General features: G+C 66.2%; 10 protein-coding genes. 3 read left to right on the top strand and 7 right to left on the bottom strand.

All coding sequences use genetic code 11. From position 1 onward, the window contains the following. Positions 1 to 21: 21 nt before the first annotated feature. Positions 22 to 366, bottom strand: a complete 345-nt coding sequence (locus AX735_RS14580) for a 4a-hydroxytetrahydrobiopterin dehydratase (protein WP_273300965.1) — start codon at positions 364 to 366, stop codon at positions 22 to 24. On the opposite strand from AX735_RS14580, the gene ccmA reads away from it, so the two are divergent. Beyond that, positions 358 to 1,005 (top strand): heme ABC exporter ATP-binding protein CcmA, encoded by a 648-nt coding sequence (ccmA, locus tag AX735_RS14575; RefSeq protein WP_066281789.1) that lies wholly within the window; start codon positions 358 to 360, stop codon positions 1,003 to 1,005. The genes AX735_RS14580 and ccmA overlap by 9 nt on opposite strands. Next, the gene (locus AX735_RS14570) at positions 1,002 to 1,673 is read left to right on the top strand and encodes a heme exporter protein CcmB (protein WP_023839716.1); all 672 of its coding nucleotides are present in this window, start codon (positions 1,002 to 1,004) and stop codon (positions 1,671 to 1,673) included. The genes ccmA and AX735_RS14570 overlap by 4 nt, the downstream gene beginning before the upstream one ends. Here the strand turns inward: AX735_RS14570 and AX735_RS14565 are convergent, their stop codons facing one another. Then, entirely contained in the window at positions 1,674 to 2,405 is a 732-nt protein-coding gene (locus tag AX735_RS14565; protein ID WP_066281787.1) for an extensin family protein, read from the bottom strand. Positions 2,406 to 2,522: 117 nt separating this feature from the next. Between AX735_RS14565 and AX735_RS14560 the strand changes: the two genes are divergently transcribed. Beyond that, positions 2,523 to 2,957, top strand: coding sequence for a hypothetical protein (locus AX735_RS14560; RefSeq protein ID WP_066281785.1), 435 nt, complete (start codon positions 2,523 to 2,525; stop codon positions 2,955 to 2,957). A gap of 143 nt (positions 2,958 to 3,100) precedes the next feature. Here the strand turns inward: AX735_RS14560 and AX735_RS14555 are convergent, their stop codons facing one another. The 5 genes from AX735_RS14555 to AX735_RS14535 all read right to left on the bottom strand — a co-directional run. After that, positions 3,101 to 4,489 carry a glutamate--cysteine ligase gene (locus tag AX735_RS14555; protein WP_066281783.1) on the bottom strand — a complete coding sequence of 463 codons (1,389 nt, stop codon included), beginning with the start codon at positions 4,487 to 4,489 and terminating at the stop codon, positions 3,101 to 3,103. Between the two features lie 100 nt (positions 4,490 to 4,589). Continuing rightward, a complete protein-coding gene (locus AX735_RS14550) occupies positions 4,590 to 5,351 on the bottom strand; it encodes a 16S rRNA (uracil(1498)-N(3))-methyltransferase (RefSeq protein WP_066281779.1) in 762 nt (253 codons plus the stop codon). Positions 5,352 to 5,384: 33 nt separating this feature from the next. Beyond that, complete coding sequence (locus AX735_RS14545) at positions 5,385 to 9,383, bottom strand: tetratricopeptide repeat protein (protein WP_066281776.1); 3,999 nt, start codon at positions 9,381 to 9,383, stop codon at positions 5,385 to 5,387. A 466-nt stretch (positions 9,384 to 9,849) separates the two neighbouring features. Beyond that, positions 9,850 to 10,071 (bottom strand): hypothetical protein, encoded by a 222-nt coding sequence (locus AX735_RS14540; RefSeq protein ID WP_060977665.1) that lies wholly within the window; start codon positions 10,069 to 10,071, stop codon positions 9,850 to 9,852. Between the two features lie 241 nt (positions 10,072 to 10,312). After that, a partial coding sequence (locus tag AX735_RS14535) for an amidohydrolase family protein (protein WP_156447514.1) occupies positions 10,313 to 10,664 on the bottom strand: 352 nt, incomplete at its 5' end.

Raw genomic sequence — 10,664 nt, 5'->3', positions numbered from 1 at the left:
AGATGTGTATAAGAGACAGGTTCAGACGAGCGCGTCGATCGCCCGGGCAAGGTCGATATCGCGCTGCGACAGGCCATCGGCATCGTGCGTGGTCAGCAATATGTCGACCCGGTTGTAGACGTTCGACCATTCGGGATGATGATCCGCCTTTTCGGCAAGGATCGCGACGCTGGTCATGAAGCCGAAGGCGCGCGCGAAATCGTCGAACCTGAAGCGGCGGGTGATGCCGTCGCGGGTCGGTTCGTGGGTCCATTCGGGCAGGCTGGCCAGGGCTTCGGCGCGTTCGGCATCGTCCAGTTTGCGGACCATCATCGTCTCCTCTTGGCAGCGGGCGGCAAATGCGCCATCCGGGGGCAGATGGCGCAAGATGCTGCAATATCCAAGGGCTTTGAAAGCAGCGCCGCGCTGGAATGCGTCGGCCTTGCCTGTCTGCGCGGCGGGCGCATCCTGTTTCGCGGCGTTTCGCTGAAGCTGGGGGCGGGGGAGGCTTGCCATGTCACCGGTCCCAATGGCCTCGGCAAATCGAGCCTGATCCGCGTCATAGCCGGATTGCTTCCGGCTTATGCCGGAGCGGTGACGTCCAGCGGGCGCATGGCGCTTGCCGACGAGAAGGTCGCGCTCGATGCTGGCCAGCCGCTCGCGCGCGCGCTCGGTCATTGGGCGCGGCTCGATGGCAGCGCCGATGCCGATATTTCGGAAGCGCTGGCGGCGGTCGATCTCGCGCATCTCGCCGATGTGCCGGTGCGCTTCCTTTCGACCGGGCAGCGCAAGCGCGCGCTGCTCGCGCGGATCAGCCTGTCGCGTGCGGGCATCTGGCTGCTCGACGAGCCCGCCAATGGCCTCGACACCGCCTCGATCGCGCGGCTGGGCGATCTGATGGCGCGGCACCGGGCAGGGGGCGGCATCGTGCTCGCCGCCTCGCACCAGCCGCTGCCGCTCGATGACGCACAGACGCTGCCGCTCGCCGATTTCGTGCCTGTTGCGGCCCCGGAAGAGCCCGCATGATCGGCGCGCTCGGCACGCTCATCCGCCGCGAACTCATGCTCGCCTTCGGCCTGGGCGGCGGCGCGCGGGGCAGCGCCGGGTTCGTGATGCCGATCATCTTCTTCCTGGCGGTGGCGACCATCTATCCCTTCGCGGTCGGCCCCGATGCGCAGCTGCTCGGGCGCACCGGCGGCGGGGTGATCTGGGTCGCGGCACTGCTTGCCAGCATCCTGCCGATCGACCGGCTGGTCCAGGCCGATGTCGACCAGGGGATGATCGACCAATATGTCGTGCGTGGCCTGTCAGAAGAGCTGATCGCGCTCGCCAAGACCATCGGTCACTGGCTGAGCTTCGGCCCGCCGCTGATGCTCGCCGCGATCATTTCCGCCGGGCTGCTGGGACAGAGCGCGGAGCAGCTCATCATCGTCGAGATCGGCCTGGCCTGCGCAACGCCAGCGCTCGCGGCCCTCGGCGTGATGATCGCCGCGCTCACCGCTGGCTTGCGTCACGGCGCGGCGCTGGGCGGGCTGCTGCTCCTGCCGCTCGCGGTGCCGCTGCTGATCTTCGGCGCGGGCAGCCTCACGCCGGGCAGCCAGAACGGGCTGCTGCTGCTTGCCGCCGCCAGCCTGCTGCTCACCGTCATCTGTCCGATCGCTGCTGGAGCGGCGATCCGCGCCGGGCGCGAGTGATCAGCGGCAGGCGCGCCAGCTCATCGTGCCGCGGTTCGCAAGGTCGAGATGCAGATGGTCGGCATGCGCGGCGTTATAATCGGGCGAAAGCGTGGTCGCGAACAGGTCGCACGCACCATCGCGCACCGCGCGCAGGAAGCGCGCATTATCGCCATCGCCGTTCCAGTCCTTCAGCACCGATATCCGCCGCCCGTCGGCCAGCACGAAGCCGCTGACGTCGAGCGCATCGGCAGTGGCATGCTCGCTCCAGGGCCCGTCGTCGCGCGCATACATGCGGCGGCACGAATAGCTGCCGAACGTCTCGATATTGGTGACCTTGCTGCCCAGGATCGCCTGCGCCTCAGGCTGCACCACCTGCGCCTGCCAGAGCAGCAGCCCGACCGCCATCGGGCAGGAGGGGGAGACCGATGCCGGGGCGAGCGGAAGCAGCGTCTGCCCGGCCTTCGCGCGCACCGCATCCTCGACCCGGCACTGGTCTGCGCCGAACGGTTCGCGCGGGGTGAATTCCAGCCCCGAGCTTTCGAGCAGCGCCAGGCACTGGTCGCGCTGGCCGGTCAGATCGACGATCTTGCCGCGCGTCGCCATGCCGATCGGGTCGGTGAGGCTGAGCGGCGTCCAGGGCAGGTCCTCGCGCCCCGGCTTGAGCAGCAGCCAGCCGACGAGCAGCGCGCAGGCGATCAGCGCGAGCACCAGGCTCTGCCGCACCCAGCTCAGGATATTGGGGATTCGCATAGGCCGTTCTAACGCGCTCCGATGGCAGAAGATGCAGCGTGATGACCTGAGACGTAATTGTTTGCCGTCCGCGCCTCGTTCATCATCGGGGCATTGGACGAACCGGGAGAGAATAGCATGACGAACTGGACAACGCAGATGAGCCTCTGGTGCGGCGGGGTGATCGCCTTCGGGCTGCTGCTCATCTCGGGCGCTTTTGCTGCGACCGACGGGGCGATGACGCTGCTGCTCGAGGTGCTGGGAGCGGAAACCCCGATCGCTTATGATTCGCTGCATCGGTTCAGCATCGCGCTGATGGGCGCGGTGTCGCTCGGCTGGGGTGCGACGCTGCTGGCGGTGGCGCGGATCACACCCGACCTGTCGGCCCCGCAGGCGCAGAAGCTGTGGCGGATGGTGACCTGGTCGGTGCTGCTGTGGTTCGTGGTCGACAGTTCGCTTTCGGTCGCCACCGGTTTCTGGCGCAACGCGATCCCCAATACGGTGCTGCTCGGCTGGTACCTGCTGCTGATGGCGCGGCTGCCGGGCGGTGCGGGGCAGATGGCGCGGGCTTGATCCATTCTCGTCATTCCCGCGAACCCGGGAATCCCGCTTCCTTCAACCGCCCCACGCAGAAGCTGGACCCCCGCCTTAGCGGGGGTGACGGGGAATGAGTGAAGATTGCAGAACCCTCTCCCTTCAAGGGAGAGAGATGGGTGTCAGAACTGCATTGCGCCATAGACCCTGCTGATGTCGCCGCCCCATTCGCCGTGATAGAGCGCGAGCAGGTCTTCCGCCGGGGTCTTGCCGCGCGCGACGACGTCGCGCAGCGGTTCGAGAAAGCCGGTCTCGTTGTCGCCGCTGCTGTTGAGCCGCGCGCGCGATGCCAGGCCGGACGAGGCGATGTCTAGCACCTCCGCTGCAATGTCGCGCAACTTGCGCCCGCCCGCGATCGGCGCGTCGAGACCCAGCTTCGGCACCGAATCGCGCAGCGCCTGGCGCTCTTCGATGCTCCAGCCCTTGATCAGATCCCAAGCTGCATCGAGCGCGCCTTGGTCGTAGAGCAGACCGACCCAGAGCGCGGGAAGCGCGCAGATGCGGCTCCAGGGGCCGCCATCGGCGCCGCGCATCTCGAGGAAGCTCTTCAGACGCACTTCGGGAAAGGCGGTCGACAGATGGTCGTTCCAGTCGCTCAGCGTCGGGCGCTCGCCGGGCAGGGCGGGCAGCTTGCCCTCGAGGAAATCGCGGAAGCTCTGCCCCGCCGCATCGATATACAGCCCGTCGCGGAACACGAAATACATCGGCACGTCGAGCATGTATTCGACATAGCGCTCGTATCCGAACCCGTCCTCGAACACGAACGGCAGCATGCCGGTGCGCGCGGGGTCGGTGTCCGACCAGATATGGCTGCGGTAGGACAGCATGCCGTTGGGCTTGCCTTCGGTGAACGGCGAGTTGGCGAATAGCGCGGTTGCGAGCGGCTGCAGCGCCAGACCGACGCGGAACTTCTTCGCCATATCGGCTTCGCTCGAATAATCGAGGTTCACCTGGATCGTGCAGGTGCGCAGCATCATGTCGAGGCCCATCGAGCCGACGCGCGGCATATGGTTCAGCATGATGCCATAGCGGCCCTTGGGCATGATCGGCAGCTCGGCGCGGGTCTTGTCGGGCCACATGCCCAGGCCCAGAAAGCCCTTGCCGGTCTTGTCGCCGATCGCCTTGACCTGGGCGAGATGACGGCCGGTCTCGGCGCAGGTTTCGTGCAGGTTCTCGAGCGGCGCGCCCGACAGTTCGAGCTGACCGGCAGGCTCGAGGCTCACCGTGCCGTCGGGGCCGCGCATCGCGATGACGTTGCTGCCGCCATCGGGGGTGCGCTCCTCGATCGGCTCCCAGCCGAATTCGGTCAGTGCCATCAGCAGGTCACGGATGCCGCCGGGCTCGTCATAGCTGGGCGCGTGGAAATCGTTGCGGCAGAAGACGAATTTTTCGTGCTCGGTGCCGATGCGCCAGCGCTCCTTGGGCTTTTCACCTGCGGCCATCGGTTCTGCAAGCTGCGCGATCGAGGTGATGATCGGATCGTCCTGATCCGTCGTGGAACGTGTACTCATCTGCGCCCTGAACCCCTGAATATCGTGTCGCCGGTGCTTTAGTTGCGCCTTGCAACCCATGCCAGCTTTAAAATGTGTAATGGTGTCAAAGCGCAGGCAATCAAGTGCCCCAATCGCCATTCGCCGCCATCCAGACGGCTGTGGCGGTAATCGCCGCCGTTTCGGCGCGCAGGATGCGCGGGCCGAGCGACACCGGCACGGCGGCGGGATGGTTGCGGATCGCCGCATTCTCGGCATCGGTAAAGCCGCCCTCCGGGCCGATCAGCACTGCCGCTGGCCCCCGGTGTGCGGCCAGCGCTGCACCCAGCGATGCACCGCTGCCATCGTGCAGCCGTTCGTCGGCAAAGAACAGGTGCCGTCCCTCGGGCCAACCCTTGAGCAGCGCATCGAGCCGGGTAAGGGGGGCGATCTCGGGCAGCGCGGTACGCTCGCATTGTTCGGCCGCCTCGATCATCGTGCCGCGCAGCCGGTCGTCCTTGACTTTGTCGACCACCGCGCGCTCGGTCAGCACTGGCACGAAGCGCGCGACACCCAGCTCGCAGGCCTTTTCCGCGAGAAAGTCGAAGCGCGGCTTCTTGATCGGCGCGGCGCACAGCCAGAAATCGGGCGCCGCCTCGCGCGGGCGGGTCTGGCCCTCGATGTCAATCATCAGGTCGCGCTTGCCGCGCGCGCTTACCCGGCCGAGATATTCGCCGCTGACATCGTCGAACAGCTTGACCGCCGCGCCTTCGGGCAGGCGCATGACGTTGAGCAGATAATGCGCCTGATTGCCTTCGATGCGCAGCGCTCCGCCCGTGGCAAGCGGCTGATCGGTGAACAGGCGCGGGGCAGAGCGCGGCGGCCAGGCAGGGGTTGCGGTCATGCCCTACCGACTAGCCCGCACGCGCGCCTGCGTCTAGCGCGCCCCGTCGCCTATCAAGGTAAAGGGCGCCCAGGCATTGGGATGGGCGAGCGTGTCGCTGTCCGAATCCTGACTGGCGTCGTTGCGGATCTCGCGCATCGCCAGGGCAAAGGCTTCCGCGCGGGAGAGGGCAGGGTTGTCGCGCGCGATCTCGATCGTGCGCACCGTCATCTTCGCGGCCACATCGTCGCGCACCGGCCAGTGCGAAGCGAGCAGGTTGCGCGCCCCCGCATAGAAGAACGCGCGCGCCAGCCCCGACAGGCCGGGCGCGCCTTCCGATCCGTCACCCGCCGCCGTGTTGCAGGCCGAGAGGATAACCCAATCGGCATCGAGCTTCAGCCCCGCGACCTCGGAGGCCGTCAGCAGCCCGTCATCGACTTCGCTGGCGGCATCGGGCGGGGTGAACACCAGCCCGGGTTCGGCCGCGCCCTGGATCTCGCCGGCCATCAGCCCATGCGTCGCCAGCGCCACGATGCGGGCGTCGGACAACTTTGCCTTGCGGACATTGGTTTCAGTCGCCTGCTGTCCGGTGATCACGCTGGCGGGCTCTGCCCCCAATGCGGTGCGCATAGCCGCCAGCTCCTGCGCCGTGCCCGGCAGCCGCGCCATCGACTTGAGTGCTGCGATATTGGCAATGCCGCCTCCCGAGCGGGTGGTGCCCGGCAGGAACGCCTGCGCGGCGGCGAGACCCTGTGGCCGCGCCCGGCGGGGATCGCGGCCCTGGCCCTTGACGAACGCACCGCGTCCCGCGCTGCCGCGCTGTACCGCCTGGCCGTCGAGTGCCGGATCGCCAAAGCCCATGAACGGCTGGCGCGTGGCCGCCCGGTTTGTCGCGGCCGTCGCGCGCTTGTCGCGCAGGAACTTGAGCGATTGCAGCGACGGTATCTGGATCAGCGCATGCGCATCGGCAAACCATCGGGTTGCGCGCAGATTGGCGGGGTCACCGTCCGCGCCTTCGGGCTTTTCGGTGACCAGCATGCCGAAGGGCAGCGACGAGAGCGGACCACCTGCGGCAATGAACAGGTGGCGCTTGCCCCTGATCGTCTCCGCCACCGGGGCGATGAGCGCCTCATAGAGCGCAAAGGCGGTGCCCCGATCGAAGGGATAGGCGCCGTCACCCTCGTTCGACCATTGCGCATCCTCGACCGCATCGACGTTCACGTTCGCGCCGACATCCCATAGCAGCCGGCGAACCTTGGCAGCGATCTCGGCGCTGTCCGCATCCGCCTTGTGCCAGACCGTGCCCGCCGCGCTGACCGCAAAGATATGCGTTCCCTTGTCGCTGGGCACGATGAGCAGCGCCGCCTCATCGGTGCCCAGCAGCTGCTCGGCCTGGGTTTCGGACAGCGGCTCGGGCCGCACCAGCGCGAAATATTGCGGAAACTGCTGGCGAAGGGTCTGATCGATCGCGGCGATGCGATCGACCATGAACTTGCGGCCTGCCAGCAGGTTGGTGCGCAATTCTGCCGCGCCCGGTGCGGTACTGGCCAGCGCCTCGTTATATTTACGGGCATTCTCGGTCCAGCCGCTGGCCAGCATCTCGCGTTCGCGCACCAGATCGCCCAGCGCGGGATCGATGCTATCGGCCAAGCCGCGCGCAGCCATGCGCGCGATGGCGTCATTGGCGCCGCCCGCAATGGCGCCTTGCAGCGCGGCAAAGGCCTCGCCGCGGATCGTCGCAAGGTCCTGGCTGCGGGCGAGCCACATCGCATCGACCGCCCGGCTGTAATAGTCGGCCAGATTGGCGCGGTCGCGCGTGCTCTGCGCTTCTCCGCCCAGGCCATTGTCGGCGGCACCGATGCGCTCGGCGAGTCCCTGGAGCAGCATCCGGGCGGGGGTCAGACGATCGGTGCCGGCAGCGCTGTTGGCAATCCGGGCGCGGGTCAGGATCGAAAGCGTGTCGAGGCTGTTGGGATGGGAAAGGCCGAAGGCCGCGATCTGGCTTTGCGACAGATCGGTATAGATCGCATCTGCGGCCGCATAATCGTCGCGCTGGGCATAGACCAGCGCCAGCCGCGACTGCGCGGCAAAGCGCAGCGGGTGATCGCGGGGCAGGGTTTCGAACGGAAGGTCCACGACCTGGCGCAGATTGGCTTCGGCTTCTTTCGGGCGATCAAGCAGCAGCTGCGCTATGCCCAGATTGGTCCGGGCGAGGATGAGCAACTGGCTCTGCTGCGCCGATTGCGCGGCGCCCCGTTCCAGCACCGAAGCCAGAATGTCCGCAGCGCTGGCGAAATCGCCGCGCTGAAGCCTCATGTCGGCGATGTTGGCGCGGGTCTGCAGCACCGAGACGTGGTCGGGCCCCAAAGCCTTGGTCAGCGCATCGAGGCTTGCCTGATAGACCGCTTCGGCCTCGGCGTAACGCCGTTGCTGCACCAGCACCAGCGCGAGATTGACGGCCGTTCCCTGCCAGATCGGGTGCTGGCGCCCATAGCGTTCGAGCGCGAGCGCCTGGGTCTCGAGCAGCAGCGCTTCCGCTTCGGTATACTGCCCGCGATAGATCTGGATCAGCGCCAGGTTGTTGCGGTTGGACAGCGTCTCGGAATGATCGCGGCCCAGTTGCGCGAGCTGATGCGGATAGATTTCCTCGGTCAGCGCTTCGGCCTCGGCATAGCGGCCCATGTTGGTGAGGAGCAGCGCGTGATTGGCAGCGACGTTGATCGCATCGCGATTGTCGACGCCGCGCACCTTGCGGATGTCGGCAAGCAAGGCCGCGCTGATCGGTTCTGCCTCGCTGTACCTCCCGGATGCCAGCAGCAGCGAGACCAGGGTGCCCGGAATGACATGGGCAAAGCTGTTGGTCGGCGGATAATGGCGTTTCACCACTTCGGTCGCGCGTTCCATGATGGCGGTGCCCTCGCGGAACTGTCCGGTATTGAGATAGACCGTGGCCAGCGAACGCGCGAGCGCCAGGCTGAGTTCGCTCGCTTCCCCCGGGTTGGTCAGCGATGCCTGATAGGCAGGCTTCAGATCGGCTTCGGCCTCTGCGAAACGCGCCAGCGCGATGCGGATATTGCCCAGGGCGACATTGGCGAGAAATGTCGAGGGGCTGTCCTGTCCTGCAGCTTCGCGCGCGCGCGACAGTGCCTCGCGGGCCAGGGGTTCCGCCCCTGCATAATCGCCGACGCGTTCGTAGGTGACCGAGAGCATGGCCAGAATTTCGGTCGCCAGCGGATGGGTCTTGCCCAGGGCCGTCTCGACACGCGGCAAGGCATCGCGCAACAGGCCTCGCGCCGGCTCATACCGGCCCATCTCGATCTGGAGAGTGGCCAGCACCTTTTGCTGCAGCAAGGTATCGGGGTGATCCGGGCCGGGATTGCGTTTCAGGCTGTCGAGCAGCTCGGCCTGGACAGGAATGGCTTGGTCCCGGCGCGCCAGCCGGTAGAGCATGTCGACGAGATTGGCGGCCGCATCGCGGGTCGTCGGGTCGTCGATCCCCAGCTTGCCGCGGAAGCCGTCAAGGGCTGTACGATAGGCGGTGGCGGCCTGCTCGATCTGGCCTGCATTGAACAGCACCGCGCCCAGATTGGCCTCAGCCTTCAGCGTTTCGGGATGGTCGGCGCCGAGCTGCCCGGCGTAAAGCGTCAGCGCCCGGCGCATGATAGGTTCGGCATCGACTGGCTTGCCGGCAAACATCAGGTTTAGCGCATGGTCGTTCAGCGCGCGCGCCAGGACGAAACTGTCATCGCCCAGCGGCTCGGCCAGCGCCAAAACCCTGGCGGAGGCCTCGGCGGCACGCGCATAATCCTTGGCTGCAAAGGCCTCGGCGTCGATCGCGCGAAAGCGTTCGATCTCGGCCATGAGCGGATCGGTGTCGGGCGCATCGGCCGCGCTCTTGGCAGCCTGGCTCGCTGCCATGTCCGACTTGGCGGACTGGCTCTGCGCAGGGCCTGCAACAGCGAGCAATGCCGTCGCCGGAACAAAGGCCCAGCCAAGCCGGATCCAGGACCCGATCTTCAGCGATCTGGCGCGAAATGGCGGTTGGGATCGCATCGGAAACCCTCACGGCACCCGGCTGCGCGCGTTCGCGCGAGCAAGGTGTTGCGGTGCGACCCGAATGCGCCTGTTCTGCGCATTTTGGCGAAGCGACGCAAGGCTTCGTGTTCGGTGCTGGTGCGAGGGGCAAAATATAAGCCCGGGCGCGATGAGAAGGGGGGAGGATCGCGCGCCCGGGCTCATGTTTTTTAGGACGGCATTGGAGGGGGGGCTTGGTCTGCCGTCCTGAAGCAAAAACCCTCCGGCCCCTGTTAGGTTCCACCGAAAAAATGCAGTGAAGCGAATTTTTTTCGTAAGCGTCGGAGCGGGAGGGGCAAGACCTTGGTCAAGCGCCTTTTATGTTGTTCTGCAGCTTATCGCTGGCAGCGCACGACGCGCGCTTCAGGCACAAAAAAACGGGGCCCGAAGACCCCGTTTTCCTGAACTGATCGGACCAGAGCGGCCCGACGGCTCCTGATCGAAATCAGGGGCTGGTCGGGGTGTCGCTGTCCTGGTCAGCAGCGATCACGATACCGCCGATCACGGCAGCAGCAGCCACGACACCGATGATGATGCCGGTGCTGCCTTCGGCTTCGCTCTCGTCACCCGAAGCAGCCGAAACGCGTGCGACGCTGGTCTGGGCCAGCACAGGCGTTGCGGCGACGGCGAGTGCGGCAAGAGCTGCCACAGCAAAACGATTCTTCATTATAGCCTCCGTCACGTATTCAAAATTGCGTCTTAATCTATTGAAATCAAGACATTGCAACCCGTTGCGAAAAGAGTGTTTTACGAGCTCTTCCCGGCGCTCAATGCCCCACTAAGCCGAAAGTTCCATGCGTGCAAGCCGGTTTTCGGCCCAAATACGGGGCAAAAAGGCTTTTGTGGCAGGCTGTTGCAACCGGGCAACGAATAGTTTCGCCATGGTTAACCTATCGCAAATTTGACACCTAACGGTCGTTATCGCGCTGATAGCGACGAACGCCACCAACCCAGGTTTCCACGACCTTGGCGCTGCGCAATTCACCGGGCGTGCTGAGCAGCGGATCGACATCGAGCAGGATGAAATCCGCACGCATGCCGGGCATCAGCGTGCCGAACCGGTCTTCGGCGAACCCGGCATAGGCTGCGCCGCGCGTGAATGCGTCGATCGCTTCCGTCCTGCCAAGCCGCTCCTGGGGCTGCCAGCCCCCAAAAGGCTGGCCGTCGGCGCCTTCGCGGGTGATTGCGGCAGCCAGCCCGGCAAAGGGATCGGGCGATTCCACCGGCGTGTCCGAGCCGAAGGCGAGCGGCACGCCCGCC

This window comes from Blastomonas sp. CCH1-A6, from assembly GCF_001556365.1.
Classification (GTDB): Bacteria; Pseudomonadota; Alphaproteobacteria; order Sphingomonadales; family Sphingomonadaceae; genus Blastomonas; species Blastomonas ursincola.
Note: the sequence above shows the minus strand (reverse complement) of the source record. Positions and strands in the feature narration are given on the sequence as shown.

What these genes read in the sequence shown, in the direction of transcription:
- AX735_RS14555 (WP_066281783.1), bottom strand. Translation starts at nt 4,489, where the DNA reads ATGAGTACACGTTCCACGACGGATCAGGACGATCCGATCATCACCTCG.
- AX735_RS14565 (WP_066281787.1), bottom strand. Translation starts at nt 2,405, where the DNA reads ATGCGAATCCCCAATATCCTGAGCTGGGTGCGGCAGAGCCTGGTGCTC.
- AX735_RS14540 (WP_060977665.1), bottom strand. Translation starts at nt 10,071, where the DNA reads ATGAAGAATCGTTTTGCTGTGGCAGCTCTTGCCGCACTCGCCGTCGCC.
- AX735_RS14545 (WP_066281776.1), bottom strand. Translation starts at nt 9,383, where the DNA reads ATGCGATCCCAACCGCCATTTCGCGCCAGATCGCTGAAGATCGGGTCC.
- AX735_RS14560 (WP_066281785.1), top strand. Translation starts at nt 2,523, where the DNA reads ATGACGAACTGGACAACGCAGATGAGCCTCTGGTGCGGCGGGGTGATC.
- AX735_RS14570 (WP_023839716.1), top strand. Translation starts at nt 1,002, where the DNA reads ATGATCGGCGCGCTCGGCACGCTCATCCGCCGCGAACTCATGCTCGCC.
- ccmA (WP_066281789.1), top strand. Translation starts at nt 358, where the DNA reads ATGGCGCAAGATGCTGCAATATCCAAGGGCTTTGAAAGCAGCGCCGCG.
- AX735_RS14550 (WP_066281779.1), bottom strand. Translation starts at nt 5,351, where the DNA reads ATGACCGCAACCCCTGCCTGGCCGCCGCGCTCTGCCCCGCGCCTGTTC.